Below are 19,658 nucleotides of genomic sequence, written 5' to 3'. Positions count from 1 at the left end.
TCAGGCGGCGATGCCCAAGATCGGCGAGGGCGCCGGTTTCCCTATTTCAATTCGGCGCCGCAGTCTGCCGCTATACTTCATGGCGGATTTGCGCGGTTTCCGGGAAGTGGGCTTGGAGATGCCCTAGCTGATTTCATTCGGGTGACCGTTCCACGTTCCAATTCACGGCTAATCGTGCTTTTGTGGCAGCCTTTTTCCGGCAATGACCCGGAAAGAATTACCGGAAGCTCTTTCCTGGGCTTAGCGGATAGAACCCGTCTTGTGCCAAATGGGGCCCGGCAAGGCCCCCGGCATCATCCGCGGCGGTCATTCGACGAACGGGAACCGCAGCCTCCCGGATAGACCGAAATTCCCCGGCATCCGCGCATTTATCAACCCTTTCCGCGGGACGGCTTCTCGCTTTTTTTCGCCCGCCTCCGCCAAGCACCGCCGGAGGAAGAAAAAACGGGCCTTTCGGCCCGCAAATCCTTTCATGCCTTTCCGTTGATCAAATTTTCATAAATCGGTTCGGCGTTTTGCAGTTTTTCCACCTTCTCTTCCGTTCCGTCCTCGGCGTTGACGAACACCCGGTAGGTGTCGTCCCCCAAGACGCCCAAATATTCGTAGCAAAGGACTTCTTCGTTGGCGTCGTTATGGATGATGGCCAACCTTTGGTCCATCACCTTCAAATTCGGATTCAGCCGCTTTCTCGCCTCCGCTTCCTGTACGGCGGGTTCCGGAATCTCCCTCGTGTTGTGGGAAGCCAAGTATTCTTCGGCGGAGAAGCCGATGAGGCTTCCGTCATCGAGGCCGATCTTGATTTTGACCGCGTCCGGGTACACGCGGACATTCTTTTCCCGCGCGACGAAGGTAAAGACGCCGACATGATCGTATTGGGCGCTTTCCAGCATCTCCATGTTTTCGAACCCGTTCTTTTGCAAAAATTCCGCCGCCTTGTTTCCCGCCTCGTTTAAACTGATTTTCTGCTCCTTCACATCCCGGTTCCTGATCATCCAAATCGGGTATCCGCCCTTTTTCGTAATGTCCATGTCCGTCTCCCCGCTCCGGTCCTTAACGGTCACGCTGTAGAACGCATAATCGGACCCCTTTCCGCCTTCCGACACGTTGACCTTTGCGCCGCCCGAAGCTTTCGCGTACTTTTTCGCGATGGCCGCCGCCTCTTTCTTGGAAATCGTCTTTCCTTTTAAATTTTTGTATCCCTTCTCCTTTTTCTTGATGGAAGAGGATAAAAATTGGCCGAGATCAGTTTCCGAATAGCCGGAGACCTTTTCTTCAACGGTTTTAAACCCGTCGATGATCGAATTGTCCGTGTTCCCTTTCCCGGTGGCCAGCGCCGTTTCCACATCCATCCATCGGAGTCTGTTGTTCAAGACCAGATATTGGACTTTCCGCAATTCGTCCTGGATCTCCGCCGACTTTTGATAGAGCGATTTCAACATTTGGTATTCTTCGTCCGACAGCGGTTCCTTTTCCAAGTCCCTGACGGCGGTTTTATAGGTGAAATCGCCGATTTGCGACAAAAACTCTTCGGTTTTGCTGAAGGGGGCGAGGGTCAGCGGAAGCTGCCCGACCTCGCTGTTCGCCTGGGAAGTCATGCGCCAGACTTCCGCCAAGGCGGGAGACAGGGACTTTCGGGAATTCATGGCCAGCGCCGTTCCGATTTTATCGTGCAAAATATCGATGTTGTACGTCAATTCGTGGAAGGCCCGCTGGTAATTGTTTTCCGCGTTGATCAAGATGGCGTTTTTTTCCTTATGCTCCTGGTAGCCCCAGTAGCCCGTCCCGACGAGAAGGACGATCAATGCTGCAATCAAAACACCTCGCATGGCAGTCACTCCTATTTGCAAAAGATATGTTTGCCGATTTTCTTGATTTGGGGACGGGACCATATCCACGGATTGGTCGCCGTGTTCGGATTGAAATAATACAATGCGTTCCCGGACGGGTCCCATCCGTTGATCGCATCGAGAACGGCCTGTTTTGCGGTTTCATTCGGAGTGAGCCAAATCTGCCCGTCGCTCACCGCGGTGAAGGCCCCCGGTTCGAAAATGACCCCCGCCACCGTGTTGGGAAATGACGGGCTTTCCAAACGGTTCAGGATGACCGCGGCCACCGCCACCTGGCCGATATAAGGTTCGCCCCTGGCCTCTCCGTAAACGGCGTTGGCCATCAGTTGGATATCGTTTTGGGAAAAACCGCCGGGAACGTTGACCGCCGTCGGTTTCGCCGCCTGCCCTCCGGACGTCTTTCCCCCGGAAGGCGCCTTTTGCCCCTGTCCCGAGGGCGCCGTCTGCTTGTTCAAATCCACGCCGCCGTAGTAAGTAAATTTTCTCCCGCTCCGAATCTGTTCTTTGACAAATTGTTCATCATACCGGGATGCCTTCACGAGTTTTTCCTTCGTTTTCGTCCCGGCCAAACCGTCCACCTTCAATCCGAATTCGTATTGAAAATTCCTCAGCGCCCAATAGGTCCTCCACCCGAACACGCCGTCAATTTTTCCGTTATAAAACCCCAAATATTGCAATCTCGCTTGCAGCTCGATCACGTCATCCCCGACGGCGCCCACTTGGATCACTTGATTGGAAAAGGCGCGGGTTTCGTTTCCGTGCATTTGCGAAAAAATCAACAGCAACAGGCTTGCAAGCAAGACAAAACGCTTCGTCCATTTCCCGATTCGCATATCCTTCCCTCCGTTGTATGTGGCAGCTTATGGCTATATTTTTTTCCCGATTGGCAAAATTATTCTCCCTTTTCTTCCGAAAAAGGGGGATGTTTCCGGGAACACCGTTTTAAACGCCCGCGAGGAAAGGATGCGGTTTTCCGGGAAAACATCCTCGAAACATGTTTTTTCAAAAAAAAAGAGGTTCCCTGTGGACCTCCGCGAAAATCTTTTCTTCGGGCAATCTTGTCCGTTTGCGCCCATGATGGGAAGGGCCGGAAAAAGGGACCCGAAAGGGGAATTCGGGCGGCGGGACATCCGTCGGATGAGACGGGCGGAGCGGTTTTGCGCGGGAGGGGACCCGGGGCGAGAAGGCGCAGGCGGATTGGCCGGAGCGGGTAAAGGGGCGGCCGAATAAGGACGCGGAACGGAAACAACCCGCAGGCCCTTTTCGGAGGACCTGCGGGTTTGGCCGCCCGTTTTCGGCCGTCGGCGGAAGCTTCCGGAAACCGGAGGGAGGCGGAATCCCGGCCCGTGTTCATCCGGTAAAGCTCTTTTTCGAGCTTCCATAGGAAAATTTCGCCGCCTTCGCCCTTTTAACCTTCCACATCGCCAAAAACCATAAGCACAGCATAAAAGGCAGCATCCAAACATACCAGTGGAAAAAGGTTAAAATCAAATCATAGAGGCCGTGGAAAAGGATCGGAAGGACGACCGACAATGCCAAATAGACCGGTTTTCCCCTCCCGGCAAATTCGCTTTTTCCCAAATAATAGCCCATGATGACGCCGAAGAGGGCGTGGCTGGAAACCGGCAAGACCGCCCTTCCGAGGGCGTACTGGATCCCGTTCGCCATCAAGAACAGGATGTTTTCCACGGTGGCAAAACCGAGGGAGATGCTGACCCCGTATACGATGCCGTCATACGGTTCGTCCAATAACCGGAATTTAAAAACGGTATAATAAAGAAAAAACCATTTGAAGAATTCTTCCAAAAACCCCGCAACGATAAAGGCGCGCAAGACCCTGGCGGGGAAAACTTGCTCGTAGTCGAGGACATATTGTATAAACATGATGGGGAACACCAATGCCGCGCCGAGGATAAAGGTCTTCAGCACTTGGAAAACCGGTTCTTTTTCATATTCATCTTTCAAATAGAAATAGCTGAGGAGCGCCAGGCCGGGGGCAATCCCGGCGGAAACGACGGAAATCATCGCAAACCCCATTTCTCTAACAGCTTTTTCGATTCCGAGTCTCTGCGTAAAAGTTTGAAGGAGGGAAAATCGTGAAAAAAATATTGATCCTCCATACCGGCGGAACGATTTCCATGTATGAAGACAAGCGTTCGGGGGAAGTGAAACCGTCGGGGACGAACCCGCTGCTGGAATCGGCCCAAGCGGCGGGCCATCTGGCGGACTTGATCGTCGAAGAACCCTTTCAGCTGCCCTCGCCCCACATCACCCCACGCGAAATGCTGATGTTAAAGGAACGCATCGAACATCATCTCGAAAAAAACGGGATCGACGGCGCCGTGATCACCCACGGGACCGATACGCTGGAAGAAACGGCCTATTTCCTTGATTTAACCGTGGACACCGACATCCCGATCGTCGTTACCGGGGCGATGCGTTCAAGCAACGAAATCGGGTCGGACGGGCTGTATAACTTCATCGCCGCCGTCCGTACGGCCGTTCACGACGAGGCAAGGGACAAAGGGGTGCTCGTCGTGCTGAACGATGAGATCCACAGCGCGAAAAACGTCACGAAAACCCATACAAGCAACGTGTCCACTTTCCAGAGCCCGCAATACGGTCCGATCGGCATCATCACGAAAAAAGCGATCCTCTTCCACCACCAGCCGATCGGAAGGAAAAAAATCCCCGTGAACGCCTTGTCGAAGCGGGTCGAATTGCTGAAGGCCTATGCGGGCATGGACGCATCCCTCTTCTTCGCCCTCAGCGAAATGAAGATCGACGGACTGGTGATCGAGGCGCTGGGGCAGGGCAATCTCCCGCCGCAGGTCCTTCCCGGGATCCGCAAACTGCTGGAAGAGGGGATCCCGATCGTCCTCGTCTCCCGCTGTTTCAACGGAACGGTGGAGGACGTCTACCAATATGAGGGGGGAGGCGCCCAATTGAAAAGGATGGGGATCATCTTTTCCAACGGGCTGAACGGGCAAAAGGCGAGGATCCAGCTGATGCTGGCGCTGGAACGGACAAAGGATCCGGAAAAAATCAAGGAATTTTTCCAATGAAGGCAACCGGTTCCCTTCCGCCTTCGCCTCCCTTGACCCGGCCCTTCCGCCCCGCCGGTCTTCCCCTTTGCGCCCCCGGCCGCCCCGTTTTTTTTCGGATGCCCGCCCGCATGACCGGAAGGATCCCTTCCCGCGGACATGGCCGTCCGGAGCGGCAGCACGCGCTGGGACCGGTTTCTCCTTCTTCGATCCCTTCGCCGGATGGCGCCCGTCCGGGCCCTTTTAGCCGCATGCCCCGGCTTTTTTCGCGATCCCGAACGGTTTTTCCTCCCGGCTTATTTTTCCCGTTCTTTGATGGCGCCGGCGATGAAATCGCCGTGGAACCGGCCGTTTTCGATAAAGATCTCATTGGCGTTGTTTCCCGCCGCGATCACGCCGGCAATAAAAAGGCCTTCCACGTTCGTTTCCATCGTGTCGGGATGGTATTTCGGCCTTCCGGTTTCCTCGTCGATCGCCACGCCGATTTTCCGCAACAGGGAATGGTCCGGGTGGTAGCCGGTCATCGCGAAAACAAAATCGTTCTTGATTTTCTTCCGTTCGCCGTTCACCTCATAAATGACCGCATCTTCCGTAATTTCCAAGACATTGGCGTGAAAAATCATCCGGATTTCCTCTTTCCGGACGAGGGACTCAAATTCCGGCAGGATCCACGGCTTGATGTGGGAAGAATAGCCGGAACCGCGGTACAAAACCGTCACCCGCGCCCCCGCCTTGTGCAATTCCAGGGCGGCGTCGACGCTGGAATTTTTCCCGCCGATGACGGCCACGTCCATGTCGAAAAAGGGATGGGCTTCCTTGAAATAATGGAAAACCTTCGGCAAATGCTCGCCCGGGATCCCCATTTCGTTCGGATGATCGTAATAGCCGGTGGCGATGACGACATATGGGGCCTCGTATTCGCCCTTCGTCGTCCTGATGAAGAAGCGGCCGTTCTCCCGCTTTTTCACTTCCAAGACTTCTTCATATTTCCGGATGCGCAATTTTTTGATCGCGGCCACATGCCGGTAATAGGCGAGGGCCTGATTCCGGGTCGGCTTCCGTTCCACCGTGATGAAGGGCACATCCCCGATCGCCAGCCGGTCGCTCGAGCTGAAAAAGGTTTGGTGGGTCGGAAACTGATAAATGGAATGGACAACATTTCCTTTTTCTATGATCAAAGGATTGATCCCGATCTTTTGAAGGGCAATGGCGCATGCCATCCCGCAGGGACCGCATCCGACGATCACGCATTTTTCCTGTTGCATGTCATTCGCACTCCTTCGGCACAAGGCATCAAAAGAAAAAGATCTCCTATTTATAATAATAGGAGATCGAACAGGCGCTTTTCAATAAAAACCGATGAGATGCAACCTTAGACCCATCCCCGGAACCGGCAGGCTTCCGCCATTTTCCGGACTCCGACCATGTAGGCCGCCAGCCGCATGTCCACCTTTCGCGTTTGGGCCGTATTATAGACATTATTGAAGGCTTTCACCATCACCTTCTCCAATTTCTCTTCCACTTCTTCTTCGGTCCAATAATAACCTTGATTATTTTGCACCCATTCAAAATAGGAGACGGTTACTCCGCCCGCGGATGCCAGCACGTCGGGAACGATGAGGATGCCGCGTTCGGTCAGGATCTTCGTCGCTTCCAACGTGGTCGGGCCATTGGCCGCCTCCACGACGATTTTCGCCCGGATATTGTGGGCGTTTTCTTCCGTAATTTGATTTTCGATGGCCGCCGGCACGAGGATGTCGCAGTCCAATTCCAGCAATTCCTTGTTCGTGATCGTGTTTTTGAACAATTTCGTCACCGTGCCGAAACTGTCCCTGCGGTCCAGCAAATAGTCGACATCCAGCCCGTCGGGATCGTACAACCCCCCGTATACGTCGGAAATGCCGACGACCTTCGCCCCGGCGTCATGCATAAATTTCGCCAAAAACCCTCCCGCGTTGCCGAACCCTTGAATGACGACGCGGGCATTTTTCAAATCCAATCCGATCTTTTTCGCCGCTTCCCGGATGCAGATCGTTACCCCTTTGGCCGTCGCCGATTCCCTTCCGTGGGAACCGCCCAATACGAGGGGTTTGCCGGTGATGAAGCCGGGGGAATTGTATTCGTCAATCCGGCTGTACTCATCCATCATCCATGCCATGATTTGCGAGTTCGTAAACACATCGGGGGCGGGAATATCCTTCGTCGGTCCGACGATTTGGCTGATGGCGCGGACATATCCGCGGCTCAGCCTTTCCAGTTCGCGAAACGACAGTTTCCGGGGATCGCAGACGATGCCCCCTTTGCCCCCGCCATAAGGCAGGTCGACGATCCCGCATTTTAAGCTCATCCATATGGAAAGGGCTTTCACTTCACGTTCAGTAACATCGGGATGGAAGCGGATTCCTCCCTTCGTGGGGCCGACCGCATCGTTATGCTGGGCCCTGTAGCCCGTAAACACTTTAACGGATCCGTCATCCATGCGGACGGGAATTTTGACGGTCATCATCCGTAACGGTTCTTTCAACAGCTCGTAAACTTCTTCGGGATAGCCGAGCTTTTCCAGCGCTTGGTGAATGATGGTCTGCGTTGCCGTCAGGATGTCATGTTCCTCTTTTTTTTCGCTGCCTTCTTTGTGTACTTGCTCTGTCCCCTCTTGAGCCGCCATTTGGAAACCTCCCGCTATTTTTCACAAAGATCAAAGTCTTTTCATGACTAGTATACTCCATCCTTACTAGAATGCAAGAAGGTATCGCGAAGATTTTCATTTTTCATAAACAAAATGATTTGTAAAATTTTCCATATATAAATCCTTTTTCGGAAAATGCCCCGTCCCTTGTCGCCGCCGGCCGATCCGGCCCTTCGCGGGCTTTCCGCCGGCCTTTTTCCGTCAGCCGGTTTTCCGGCGGATCCTTGGCGGCCTCATTTGTTTTCGTGATACAGATTGATGTCGAAATGATTTTTCATGATTTCAAAGACGATGTGCCTTTTCTTCCACGACCCGCCGTCGTCCCACAGGTCTTTGCTTTTGTCGATGATCTCCCGCCTCAGCGCTTCGAATTCCTCTTCGGCCTCGTCCGCCTTCCGCTTCCATATCCCCGTGATCCCGTAAACCGCGAGAAGGGCAAAGAGAAAAAAAGGATTGTAGCGGTCGTCGAAAAAGGCCGAAAAAAGGGCGGTTACGGAATGGAAATGGGGCAAATAAATCAGCCGGTAAACGTAATAGAAGTAAAAACAACTGAAGGAAACGGCGACGAACAAGATCAGCTGATGCTGATTTTTCAGCCGGTCATATTTCCGTTTCCGCTCGACGAGGTTTTGCAGCATCTGTTTTGTGGCGGGATCCGTCCAATCTTCCAGATTTTTGATAACCTCTTCCATCCGAACCGACCACCATCCGCTTTTTACTACAAAGGTATGTCCGGAGGCGCGGAAATATGACCGGCCGGTCCCGCCTCAAAAGCCGGGATCGATGTCGACCTTTTCAAACGCATCCTTGTGTCCGGCGGGATTTTTGTCCGCCGGGGAAAAATCGTAATGCAAGTAAATATAGATGATAACGAGCGGCAAAATAATAAACAGGAACGCCAGCAAAGTGATGAGCGGATATTTCAGCCGCCGTTTCCTTTTTTTCCGGTGCTTCGGCTTTTGTCTACCGTGGACTTCCTTTCTTGGGGGCAGGTGGGAAGCCATCATCGCTTCGAACGGATCGCCTGCGGGGGAAGCCGTCCGATCGGCCATATATTCGGAACGATCCGCCCCATCCCGCCCTCGCCCCGTTTCTTTTTCCGGCCCGAAGATCATGTCCGTCCGCCTCCTTTTACCGAAATGCCGGACAAATAAAGCCCGAGCAGGACGTCGATGGTAAAATGCATCACCATGACAGCCGCCAAATTCCCCGTCCGGGCGAAAACAAAACCGAAAAGGAAACTGACGCAAAGGGTCTGGATAAATAAAATCCATTTGTACAAATACCGGACATGAACCAATGTAAAAAGGAGGCTGGCGGCTGCCATTCCGAATTCGGTTTGGATCACCCCCCGAAACAGCAGCTCTTCACAAAAGGCGGCGGCCGCCGCCAAACCGATGACGTAATGGACCGGACGGTTTCGGAAAATCCGTTCGTTAATCCCTCCGTCGTCATAACTGGAAGGGGGCAAAAGGGACATCAGGAAAAGATCGGCGACAAACACGAAGAACCCGACCGTGATCCCGATCAAAAGATGTCTCCCCTCCCCCCATGTCATCAGGGCGAACAAGTTTCCCGGCCCGCCCATGAAAAGAAAGCTCCCGACTCCCGCAAGGAGGAAAAGGAGCAGCTGGGACAAATAGATGTTCAACGTCAATTCCCGGTCGGTCAATTGCCGAATGATCGCTTGCTGCCTGTTTTTCATAAGAACTCCCATTCTTTCTTGTCGTCGCCGTTTCCGGAGGCTATTTCCCGGCCGGCTTTGTTTCGGCGGCCCTTCCCCGGTCAGCCGGACGGATGATTTTCCGGGGGCAGCAAGGCGCGCCGTCCCGGTTCCGTGAAAAACCGGCACCACAGGAGAGGGCCGCCCCTCCCCGGCAAAAGATGAGGCCGGTTTTCCATCGCCCGGCTTTCCGGTGCATCCGGCATCCGGGGAAAAATGCCCGTTCCGCCGAAACGGAGCGAAAGGTTTTCCGGTCCGGACACCCGTGCGCAAAGCCGCAGCCTTCCGCGTCCGGAGGGGAGCCGCCAACGCATTCCCCGCGGGCATGTACCGGCCGCAAAATCGGAAAACGCCCGATGAATCCCCATTTTTCCTTCGGGGTTCCTTCCGATCGTATACCTCCGTTAATCATAGTATACAATAAAACGGGTTTCGCGATCCCCCGAAGAAAAAGAGGCTTGCCGGTGCCGGCGCACACTTTGGGAAGCCGGCGCCCCGTTCAAAAATCCGCGCTCCGTCCGGAAAGTTTGCCTTGGGCCCGATTTCGCCCGGGACCTTCCCCTTGTGCAGGGATCCGGCATCCGTCTCCGAAGACTTATCGCCCGGCTTCCGACGAAATGGGAACCAAACGGCTTTGAATTCTTTTGGTCCGGCCCGCCAAAAGCCCCGGTTTCCGACGGAACGGGGACAAAACGGCTTTTTATTTTTATGTTTTCAAGTCCCGTTTTCCGCAAAACAGTTTTCCTTTTCGCATGCATTTCTATTGAAAAGTTGAAACATGAGTTTTACAATGATGTTGTACCCTTTACAAGATCCATTTGGTTCGCATATATTTTTTGCCAAATAACGGAGGGTTTTCTATGCCAAAATATACGATTGTGGATAAAGATACATGCATCGCCTGCGGGGCATGCGGAGCCACCGCTCCCGACCTTTATGATTACGACGACGAAGGCATCGCCTATTGCATATTGGATGACAATCAAGGGGTCGTGGAAGTACCGGAAGAACTCATCGATGATATGATGGACGCATACGAAGGCTGCCCCACCGAATCCATTCGCGTCGCCGACGAACCTTTTGACGGCGATCCGAACAAATTCGAATAATGACCCCTCTCCGGCGGAAAGCCGGAGTTTTTTTCGGAAAAGGCTTGCCGTAAAAAGCGGGGCAGACGCCCGAAACCGCGGGAACCGGACAAGCGCCGTCCGCAAGGGGAACGGGCGAACCAATCCATGCTTTCCCGAAAACAGGGAACCGCAAAATTCCGGCCGGCCCGCCGGGTGCCTCCCGGCCTATGCCCTCTGCCCGCCCTTTTTAAGGAGACGGCGCTCCTTCCGTTCGACGGTACCGGAAGAGAAGTATGGGTTAAGATCTTCTCGGGGCGGTTATTGGATCGGTATTTCAGGAGCCCTCATACCGATATGGACCCGTGCCGGGCCACGAGCGGAACTTATATTGTAGGAAGCCTCCTCTTTTTTGCTTATTGGATCGATCCTGAACCGAAAAAAATTTACACATACGTAAGCGTAGCCTTTTCTCTCCTCTTCTTCGCGGACCGGGTTCCTTCCGTTCCCTTTTTCCGGGCCGGCTCCGCTTTTGGGACCGGATTTCCCCGTTTTCAGCCGGCAATCCGGAAGCCCCGCCCTCTTTTTATCGGCAAAAATTCGAAAAAAATTAAAAACGAATATCGGCCATTGCCGGGCCAATATTCGTTTTTCTTTTTCATGCCTTTTTAAACGCCCGCTGCTGCTTCAGCAGCCAATCCTGGATTTTTGCAAAAATGAGCATAAAAAGCGCGGTAATCATCAGCCCTTTCACCACGTTGAACGGGAAGATGGCCGTGACGACCAGTTCCAGCGCCTCCGGGCCGCTTAAAGCCGGGAAGTTCATGAACATGACATAGAGGGGAAGAAGAATAAAATAGTTCATGACGCTCATGACAAGGGCCATCGTGACGGTCCCGGCGATGAGGGCGATCGCCATTCCCTTTTTGTTTTTCAGCCGGATATAAATGGCATAGACCGGCAAAATGAAGACGACCCCCGCGACGAAATTGGCGAAGTGTCCGACCGGCACGCCGGTTTCGCTGCCCGTCGTGATCATGTCCAATACATTTTTGACGAGCTCGACGGCCACCCCCGCCATCGGACCCATGACGATGGCGGCGATGAGGGCGGGAATGTCGCTAAAATCCACCTGCAAATATTTGGGAAAGGGCGGCAGCGGGAAATTGAGCAGCATCAGTACGTAGGAAAGCGCACTTAGCATGCCGATGGCGGCAAACCTTTTCACATTCCTTTTTTCCATGTCCTTCCTCCTGTTTTCCGTGATTCATCTCACGACAAGAAGAAGGTCTCGCCTCCTTTTCGCCAAAAGAAAATCCCTCAAGAACCGTTCTTGAGGGAGAATCGAAGGCAATAGGAAAGTACACGTTCAATAAGCCTTATTGAACGCACGAGGAACGAAACCTTCATCTTCTCCCATCCAGACTGTAACTGTCGGCTTTGGAATCTCACCAAATCCTGCCATAAAGGCTCGCGGGCTTAAGGACCTTGCGTCCTATCACCGCCGGTCGGGAATTTCACCCTGCCCCGAAGATGAATCATCCGATTTTCAGTTTTACAGTTACTATTATAACGGAAATTGCAGGAAAAGCAAATGATTTGGCTCGAAAACCAGTTCCGGAAACCGTCCGGCTTCTATAAAGGGACTTTCCCTGCCAATATGTTTTCGGCCGCCGCTCCCCGTTTTCCGGACGTTTTCGCTTCCGCAAATGACGGCAGCTGATTCCATGCCTGTTTCCCCGCGGGCAGCAGGGCGCCGCGGGAGGCGGCCTGCGGCGAAGCGCTCCCTTCCCGTTTTTCGCTGTTTTTTCCTGGTTTTTGAACGCCATCCGGGAAAAAAAAGAGCCCGGGATCGTCTACCGGGCGAAAGGGAATCCGCCGAAAAGGCGCCGAAGGAATCATCCAAGGAAGGGAGGAATCCCGCGGTCCCCGCATGACGATCGGCACGCCGGGCAAAAGGCCCCCTTTCCGTCAGGATCAGCGCATTTCGGCGACGATGTTCGGGGCGAGCGGGACCGCAAGCGGCTCCTGCAAACGGTAATCCCCCACCGCGTCGTTCTTCACGTTTTGGAACAGCACTTCCTTGTATCCGAAATCTTTGGCCGTAAGCAAGATCGCCTCGATCATCCGCATCGCGGCTTCATCGTTCGGAAGGGTCACCGCCTCCCGGAAACGGACTTCCAGCCGGCCGCCTCCCCGGTCCTCCGCCGAAACCGTGTACGGTTCCGGAATGGACGGGGCCAACAGATGGGTCTCGATCCGCTTTTTCATCTCCTTGAGGGCTTCCTTGACGGTCGAATAGGCATTGGGGCCGGGCGTCAAATAAGTGAAGTTTTCCGTTTTATAAAGGAAATAGCCGTATCTCGGCGTCTGCGGGATGTCGTACCCTTCGATCCAACCCGTATGGGGGAGAAAAATCTCTTTCTTGCCGTCCGTATAAAATGTGACTTTGCGGAGATTTAAATAGCGCAACACCTCAAAGCTTTTCTTCAGCATTTCCTCCCCGATCGTCCCGGAAGAGATCTGCGCGGCCTCTTCCCCGCTCAACATCAGCCGGATCCCCCCGTCCCCCTCTTCGAAGGACAGTTTTCCGCGATAGGGATAATATTCCCCAAGGCCCAGATCTTCTTCATGGACTTCGTTCATCATCTCCGTATATTGCTGGAGCCAATTTTCCCCTTCCCCGCCTTTTACGAGGAAGGTGACCGGGATCATATTTTGGAATTGCGGGTCCGGAATGGCCAGCGTGACGAACTGTCCGCCGTCGTCCAAGTCATCGGAAAACAACAAGGATTTTTTCGGAACGTTTTCCCCCTTTTGGATGTTGGCCGTATCCGCGCCCTCGCGCGAAAGGAGTCCCCTTTCGCTTTCCTCTTGCGCCGGGGCGTCTTGGCTTTCCGAGTAGATTTCCAATTTTCCGGCGTCTTTTCCGGGCATGTGGAGATGTCCGCCGCCGGCCAGGTACAATCCGAGGACCGTCGCGAAGGACAAGGCCGCGGCCGCCGCAAAGGAAGGCAGGAAAACCCTTCGCTTCTTCTTCGCTTTTTCCTGTTCCATGCCCGCCATGACCTTCCGGTAAATTTCTTCCGCATCCCGGCGGTCATGAATGGGAGGCAAATGCCGGAATCCTTCGATGATGTCCTGCTCATTCAGCCTTCTGTCCTTCATTCGTCCCCCACCTCCTTGTTTAAGACCGATTCCATTTCCCGTTTCAACGCCTTCAAGGCCCGGTGCTGGGTCGTTTTCACCTTGCTTTCGCTCCAGCCCAAAACCTCCGCCGTTTCCTTGATCGACAGATCGTAAATATACCGGCTGATCAAAACGGCTTTCTGATCCACCGTACATAGGTCCAGGCACCGGTAAAGCAGCTTCGCCTTCTCATTCATGATCGCCGTATCTTCGGGAAGGGGCTGAACGTCCCGCAATTGGTTTTCTTTCCAATCGAACCGGGAAAAAATCCTTTTTTTCCAGTTTTTCTCCTTGCGAAAATGATCGATGGCCACGTTCCTGGCGATCGACAGGAGCCACGTTTTCACGCTGCTTTTCCCTTCAAAATTCCCGTAGGATTTCAAAACCCTTATATAAACTTCCTGCATCAAGTCTTCCGCAAGTTCCCTGTCCTTTACCAAATAAAAAAGAAATTGGAAGACATCCTGATGGTAGTTTTTGTATATTTCATGAAATACGGAGTCCATAAGATCCTCCCCGTGCTATCTATTGGTCGGCAGGAGCGAATAAAAAGTTACAATTTTACTATAGATGGTCGCGGAAAAAAAAGAAAGGAGATCGGCAAAGAATTTTGCCCGGGAGGCAAAATTCCCCGTCTCCTTTCACGTCGGGCCGGGTTTCCCGTGGAACAAGAAAAAACGGGAAAAAACCAGCGGATCCGATCATTTTCGCGGGATCATCACCGTAAAAGTCGTACCTTGGCCGATTTTGCTCTTCACTTCGATCGTTCCCCGGTGGGCGTCCACGATGTTCTTTACGATGGCCAGGCCGAGGCCCGTCCCGGACCTTCCCCGCGTCCTTGCCTTGTCCGCCTTGTAAAAACGTTCGAAGACGAAGGGGAGGTCTTCCTCCGGGATCCCGGATCCGTTGTCGGACACTTCCAGCCACAGTTTGTCATCCCGGATCCCTTGGCGGATTTCCACCCTTCCGCCTTCCGGCGTATGGCGGAGGGCGTTGTCGATCAGATTGGTCAGCACCTGTTCCATCCTGTCGGGATCGAAGGGAAAAGATTCGTCGCCGGACTCGATGCGGGATTCCAGGGAGATATTCTTTTCCCTCGCCAGCCCGGCGAATTTTTTGATGACCCGGTTGCAGAACGGCTTGATGGGAACCTGCTCGATTTTCAATTGGAACTGGTCCGACTGCATCCTCGCCAAGTCCAAAAGTTCGTTGACGAGCCTGCCCATCCGTTCCGATTCTTCGTTGATGACTTTGATAAATTCCTTTCTCTCCTCTTCCGTGGTCACCACGTCGTCGATCAGCGCCTCGCTGTAACCCTGCAACATCGCGATAGGCGTGCGCAATTCGTGGGAGACGTTGGCGACGAAGTCGTTTCGCAGCTTATCCAGCTTCTTTTCCCTCGTCATGTCCCGGAGGACGGCCACCGCGCCGCGGATATTTCCTTCAGTGTACAGGGGGCTGACGATCACCGTCCAATACCGCCCCTGGAAGGAAACTTCCCCGACCTGTTCCTGCTCCGTCTCCACCGCTTTGGCGAACAGATCCACGAGGGCAGGCGGCAGCTGCTGCAGATCATCGCCCCCCTGTTCGTAATACCAGAGCTGGAGGAAGGACTCGGCGGGGGGATTGGTCAGAAGGATCGTTCCGTCCTTGCTGAAGGTGATCACGCCGTCCGCCATGCTTTTCAATATCCCCGCCAATTGTTCCTTCTCCTGATTCAGGGCATGCATGTTGATCTTCAGTTTTTTGCGCATCTGGTTGAAGGCGGTGGCCAATTCCCCGATTTCATCGTTGGTCAGTTTCGGAACCTTGGTGTCGAATTTTCCCCTGGCCACTTCAAAGGCGGCAACCCGCATCTTCCTTAATGGGGAAGTGATTCGGGTCGACAGGAAAAAGGCAAAAACGGTCGTCATGATAAAGGCGATGACAGCGGCCAAGAAGATCAGTCGGGTCGTGGCCCGGCTCGTTTCCTTCATGACCGCAAGCGACTGGTAGACGAACACGGCGCCCTTTTTCCCGTTTCCCTCGTTCAAAGGCTTGCCGATGACCAGAACCTCCTCGCCGTCCCTTCCGGCGTCCCCTTCCTCCGGCAGACGGATGCGTTTCTGCACCGTTTCCCCTTCGGAAAACACTTCGGAAAAGTCCGGATCGTTCCGGAAATAGGACGGGGACAGCTTTTCTCCCCTTTGGTTCGGCGAATAGTAGACCCGGTTGTCATCGGTTACGACCACGACCTTCGTTTCTTCGCTGATCAGTTCCCAGGCCACGTCCAAACCGGTCCGCGTATCCTCGTTATGCTTCAGCATCACCGCGATTTTGGACGCGGTGCTCATCAATTGGCCGGTCATTTCGTCCAAAATGTAGTTCCGGAAAAATTGCATCAGCAGGATGGTCAATATGAAGAGGACGCAGGCGACGAGCAGGAGAATGGTCGCCCAAAGCTTGCCGACAACGCTTTTCCAGATCATTCATTCACGACCTCAAACTTGTAGCCTACGCCCCAGACGGTGACGATCATTTTGGCGGCATCCTCGGAAACCTTGCTCAATTTTTCCCGCAGACGCTTCACATGGGTGTCGACGGTCCGGAGATCGCCGAAAAATTCATAATGCCACACTTCTTTTAACAGCTGTTCCCGGTCGAACACCTTGTCCGGAGTTTTGGCCAAGAAGTAGAGCAGATCGTATTCCTTCGGGGTCAGGCTGACTTCCACCCCGTCGGCCAGCACCCGGTGGGCGTCGTTGTCAATGGTCAAATGGGGATAGACCAACACATCCTTGGCGGACGTATCGGTTTGCAAATAGCTGGTCGTGCTCGCCCTCCGGAGCAGGGCCTTGACGCGGAGGACCACTTCCCGGGGGCTGAAGGGCTTGACGATGTAATCATCGGTCCCCACTTCAAAGCCCTGCACCCGGTTGGCTTCTTCCCCTTTGGCCGTGAGCATGATGACGGGCGTCGCCTTCTTTTCCCGCAATTCCTTGCAGACCTCGATGCCGTCCTTTCCGGGAAGCATGAGATCGAGCAAAATCAGGTCGTAATTGTTTTCCAGCGCCTTCTTCAGGGCGGTATTTCCGTCCGCCGCTTCATCGATGAGGTAATTTTCCCGCTCCAGGTACATTTTCAACAGCCTGCGAATCCTTTCCTCGTCATCCACCACTAATATTTTCACTTCTTTATCCATGCGAATGAACCTCCCGATTCATCGTTCCATAAATATTTATGTTAAGGCTGCAACCTCTCGCGAAGCGTTTTCTCATGGTGCCGCATAGCTGTGCAGCCCGGCAATGACCAGATTGACGAACACCAGGTTGAACATGATGATGGCGAAACCGATCACCGCCAGCCAGGCGGATTTTTCCCCGTGCCAGCCCCGGGAGATCCGCAAATGGAGGAAGGCGGCGTAAAACAGCCAGGTGATGAGGGCCCAGACTTCCTTCGGATCCCAGCCCCAGAATCTCGACCAGGCGATCTGCGCCCAGATCATGGCAAAGACGAGGGCGCCGAGGGAAAATACGGGAAATCCGATGAGGACGGAACGATAACTGATTTCATCGAGCAAATCCCCGTTCATTTTTTTCGTCAAGGGGTGCAAAATCTCCCCGATCCGCTTCCTGGCGATGAGCCGGATCAACAGGTAAAGGACGGTGCCGGCAATGAACGACCATAAGACGGTGTTGACCTTCTTCGCGTTCAAAATCGGCGGAAGTTCGGCGAAAGGTTCCATCCGGCCCTCCGTCTGCAGCTGCCAGCCGTTCGGGCCGACGAGCGCCGGAAGGTGGTATTCCTGGACGGCGGTTTGCCCGTTTTTGTCAATCCATTCAAATTCCGCCTTATACCCCGTTCCCTGAAATACGCCGGAAATCAGGACATACCCGAGGACGACGACGAGGAAATAGAGGACCAGCTCCAGCCAGGCGGTTTTTCTTGACCGTTTTTCCTGGTCCACCATTTTGATCAAATAAATGAGTCCGGAAATAAAGCTGATCGCCAGGATTCCTTCCCCCGCGGCCGCCGTCATGACGTGAATGACGAGCCAGTGGCTTTGCAGGGCCGGGATCAGCGGGGTGATGTCCCGCGGGAACATGCTTCCGTAGGCGATAATCAATAGGGCGATGGACAGGGTGAAGAGCCCGAGGGTGGCCGACCGGTAGAGATAATAAATGATGATAAAGGCGCCGACGAACATGATGCTGAAAAAGGTTACAAATTCAAACATGTTGCTGACGGGCGCATGGCCGGAAGCGATCCATCGCGTGATAAAATATCCGATCTGCAGGAGAAAACCCAAGATCGTCAAACCGATGGCGATATTGCCGCTCACATTCCCTTTTTGTTCCTGATATTGGTCTTCCAGGCCCTTTTTCTGCCGGATGGAGCCGCCGAAAAAACCAATGGCGATCAAGTAAACGACAAAGGCGGCGAAAAGAAGATTACTGCTCAACTGTGCCATCGAGAACTCCCTCCAAGTTTCGCTTATTCCCATCCTTCAACTGGTCCTGCGGCACGGGCAAACGGATGCCTTCCAGTATCCGGGCGATTTCCTTTTGCAGGCTGAACCAGTTTTTGTTCGTATGGGCGCTGATCCAAACCTCCGAGTTGACGCGTTGGATCCAGATCCGGCGGTGGTTCCAGTAGGAGCCTTGGATCACGCCGATCATGAAGATCAGTCCGCCGACGGCCAGAATCCATAGGGTGTGATCCTTCCGGACCGTCAGTCCGGAATAGTTGACCGTTTCCACGGATTTGAACTTGATTTGATATTGATTGTTCCCGTCAGGTTCGAGGTTTTGCTGGATCGCGACAAAGCTGATCTCCCCGTCGGGTTTGTCCGGCGCGACCATCTTGAACACGAAGGCGGGGTTGTTGGGCTTCTGCGATTTGCTGGTCGGTTCCCCGTCCTCTCCCATTACGAAATCGGGGAAATAGCTGAGGATTTCCACCGAGTATCCTTCCTGCAGGTCATACTTCTTTTGCGGCCGCTCCAAATCCACCCGGAAGGTGCCGAACTCCTTTCCGGTCTTCTTGTCGGCAAGGGCGAAGGTCATGGCGCTTATCTCGTTCAGCAAAAACCCCGATTGGTAGACGGAATAATGGTCAAATTTTAAAGGCTGGTTTACCCGGATCTGATAATCCTTCACTTTTTCCAACTTCGGCTGTTCGCCGGCGACGGCGGGGCTTTCGGCCTTATACAGGGTGACGTTGGTTTGGTAGTTTTTTACGATCGGGCCCCTTTCTTTCAGCGTTTTTTCAAAAGCCTTGTCCTTTTCCGGATCGTAAGTCTCCACGATGAATGCGTGGTTTTTCAGATAATATTGCTTGTTCGTCCCGGGGATGGCCTTCGTTTCCCCTTCTTTGATCGTTAAGCTTTCGTCCACGTACATGCCGGGCACGAAACGCAGCATGACCCCGATCAAAAAGATGATCAATCCGAGATGGTTGACGTAGGGGCCCCAACGGGAAAAACGTCCCTTTTCCGCCATCAGGTTCCCGTTTTCTTCCAGGACCTTGTAATGCCTTTTCCTCAGCCGCTCCTTCAGCAGTTCATAATGGGCATCCAGTTCCTTGATGTCCCCGCCGGAGGAAAACAGCCGTTGCCGCTTCAAAAACCCCGCATGGCGGGTGACCCGCTGTTTTTTCAACGCCTTGTACAGGGGGACAACCCTGTCCAAGCTGCAAATGACGAGGGACACCCCGATCAGGGCGATCAACAGCATATACCACCAGGAGCCGTACAGGTTGTGGAACCCCAGGGCGTAAAACAAGCGGCCGACGAATCCGTATTCGCTTTCATAATATTCTTTCACCGATACGGAAAGAGGAAGCGTCGACTTCTGGGGCAAAAACGTCCCGATGGCAGAAGCGATCAGCGTCACGACGATGATGGCCACGGCGACCTTCACGGAGGAGAAAAAATTCCAGATTTTGTCCACCAACGTCCGGTTGTAGGTTTGCGACCTTCTTGCCGTGCCTTCGTAGCGCATATCCAGGACTTTCTTTTTCTCTTCCGACTCGACGAGGATCTTCCCGCACGATTCGCACAGGATCGTTCCCGGCGGATTCACGTGGCCGCATTCGCATTTCACCTGATTCATGCCGAATTCT

General features: G+C 53.7%; 17 protein-coding genes and 1 riboswitch. Of the genes, 2 read left to right on the top strand and 15 right to left on the bottom strand.

The genetic code is table 11. The features are described from left to right. Nucleotides 1-470: 470 nt before the first annotated feature. From ypeB to prsW, 3 genes are all read right to left on the bottom strand, one after another. A complete protein-coding gene (gene ypeB, locus A3EQ_RS0107345) occupies nt 471-1,826 on the bottom strand; it encodes a germination protein YpeB (RefSeq protein ID WP_040369218.1) in 1,356 nt (451 codons plus the stop codon). Between the two features lie 11 nt (nt 1,827-1,837). After that, nucleotides 1,838-2,611, bottom strand: coding sequence for a spore cortex-lytic enzyme (sleB, locus tag A3EQ_RS0107340; RefSeq protein ID WP_244874566.1), 774 nt, complete (start codon nt 2,609-2,611; stop codon nt 1,838-1,840). Nucleotides 2,612-3,197: 586 nt separating this feature from the next. Next, nucleotides 3,198-3,872, bottom strand: a complete 675-nt coding sequence (gene prsW, locus A3EQ_RS0107325; protein WP_026499811.1) for a glutamic-type intramembrane protease PrsW — start codon at nt 3,870-3,872, stop codon at nt 3,198-3,200. Between the two features lie 71 nt (nt 3,873-3,943). Between prsW and A3EQ_RS0107320 the strand changes: the two genes are divergently transcribed. Then, a complete protein-coding gene (locus tag A3EQ_RS0107320; protein ID WP_020154530.1) occupies nt 3,944-4,912 on the top strand; it encodes an asparaginase in 969 nt (322 codons plus the stop codon). Nucleotides 4,913-5,187: 275 nt separating this feature from the next. Here the strand turns inward: A3EQ_RS0107320 and A3EQ_RS0107310 are convergent, their stop codons facing one another. The 5 genes from A3EQ_RS0107310 to A3EQ_RS22720 all read right to left on the bottom strand — a co-directional run bounded on the left by A3EQ_RS0107310 (nt 5,188) and on the right by A3EQ_RS22720 (nt 9,282). Then, on the bottom strand, nt 5,188-6,156 hold the full coding sequence (locus tag A3EQ_RS0107310; protein WP_020154528.1) for a YpdA family putative bacillithiol disulfide reductase: 969 nt from the start codon (nt 6,154-6,156) through the stop codon (nt 5,188-5,190). Nucleotides 6,157-6,263: 107 nt separating this feature from the next. Continuing rightward, on the bottom strand, nt 6,264-7,556 hold the full coding sequence (locus A3EQ_RS0107305; protein ID WP_020154527.1) for a Glu/Leu/Phe/Val family dehydrogenase: 1,293 nt from the start codon (nt 7,554-7,556) through the stop codon (nt 6,264-6,266). A gap of 254 nt (nt 7,557-7,810) precedes the next feature. Further along, nucleotides 7,811-8,269: a DUF2663 family protein gene (locus A3EQ_RS0107295; RefSeq protein WP_020154525.1), complete on the bottom strand. Its 459-nt coding sequence runs from the start codon at nt 8,267-8,269 to the stop codon at nt 7,811-7,813. 75 nt (nt 8,270-8,344) lie between these two features. Next, nucleotides 8,345-8,692 carry a hypothetical protein gene (locus tag A3EQ_RS21695; protein ID WP_020154524.1) on the bottom strand — a complete coding sequence of 116 codons (348 nt, stop codon included), beginning with the start codon at nt 8,690-8,692 and terminating at the stop codon, nt 8,345-8,347. Further along, on the bottom strand, nt 8,689-9,282 hold the full coding sequence (locus tag A3EQ_RS22720) for a CPBP family intramembrane glutamic endopeptidase (protein WP_020154523.1): 594 nt from the start codon (nt 9,280-9,282) through the stop codon (nt 8,689-8,691). The genes A3EQ_RS21695 and A3EQ_RS22720 overlap by 4 nt, the downstream gene beginning before the upstream one ends. 878 nt (nt 9,283-10,160) lie before the next feature. Between A3EQ_RS22720 and A3EQ_RS0107270 the strand changes: the two genes are divergently transcribed. After that, entirely contained in the window at nt 10,161-10,409 is a 249-nt protein-coding gene (locus tag A3EQ_RS0107270; RefSeq protein WP_020154520.1) for a ferredoxin, read from the top strand. A gap of 616 nt (nt 10,410-11,025) precedes the next feature. Here A3EQ_RS0107270 and A3EQ_RS0107260 read toward each other — a convergent pair. From A3EQ_RS0107260 to resB, 7 genes are all read right to left on the bottom strand, one after another. Further along, complete coding sequence (locus A3EQ_RS0107260) at nt 11,026-11,610, bottom strand: ECF transporter S component (protein WP_020154518.1); 585 nt, start codon at nt 11,608-11,610, stop codon at nt 11,026-11,028. 161 nt (nt 11,611-11,771) lie between these two features. Further along, a riboswitch (FMN riboswitch) is annotated at nt 11,772-11,906 on the bottom strand. A gap of 438 nt (nt 11,907-12,344) precedes the next feature. Continuing rightward, nucleotides 12,345-13,535 (bottom strand): hypothetical protein, encoded by a 1,191-nt coding sequence (locus A3EQ_RS0107250; protein ID WP_020154516.1) that lies wholly within the window; start codon nt 13,533-13,535, stop codon nt 12,345-12,347. Continuing rightward, nucleotides 13,532-14,062 carry an RNA polymerase sigma factor SigX gene (gene sigX / locus A3EQ_RS0107245; protein WP_020154515.1) on the bottom strand — a complete coding sequence of 177 codons (531 nt, stop codon included), beginning with the start codon at nt 14,060-14,062 and terminating at the stop codon, nt 13,532-13,534. Before sigX ends, A3EQ_RS0107250 begins: the two co-directional genes overlap by 4 nt. A gap of 195 nt (nt 14,063-14,257) precedes the next feature. Then, a complete protein-coding gene (locus A3EQ_RS0107240) occupies nt 14,258-16,024 on the bottom strand; it encodes an ATP-binding protein (protein WP_020154514.1) in 1,767 nt (588 codons plus the stop codon). After that, the gene (locus A3EQ_RS0107235; protein ID WP_020154513.1) at nt 16,021-16,737 is read right to left on the bottom strand and encodes a response regulator transcription factor; all 717 of its coding nucleotides are present in this window, start codon (nt 16,735-16,737) and stop codon (nt 16,021-16,023) included. The genes A3EQ_RS0107240 and A3EQ_RS0107235 overlap by 4 nt, the downstream gene beginning before the upstream one ends. A gap of 72 nt (nt 16,738-16,809) precedes the next feature. After that, on the bottom strand, nt 16,810-18,006 hold the full coding sequence (gene ccsB / locus A3EQ_RS0107230; RefSeq protein ID WP_020154512.1) for a c-type cytochrome biogenesis protein CcsB: 1,197 nt from the start codon (nt 18,004-18,006) through the stop codon (nt 16,810-16,812). Next, nucleotides 17,987-19,648, bottom strand: coding sequence for a cytochrome c biogenesis protein ResB (gene resB / locus A3EQ_RS0107225; protein ID WP_020154511.1), 1,662 nt, complete (start codon nt 19,646-19,648; stop codon nt 17,987-17,989). Before resB ends, ccsB begins: the two co-directional genes overlap by 20 nt. Nucleotides 19,649-19,658 lie beyond the last annotated feature (10 nt).

Source organism: Caldibacillus debilis DSM 16016, assembly GCF_000383875.1.
Taxonomy (GTDB): Bacteria; Bacillota; Bacilli; order Bacillales; family Caldibacillaceae; genus Caldibacillus; species Caldibacillus debilis.
This window is presented reverse-complemented; position numbering and strand designations above follow the sequence as displayed.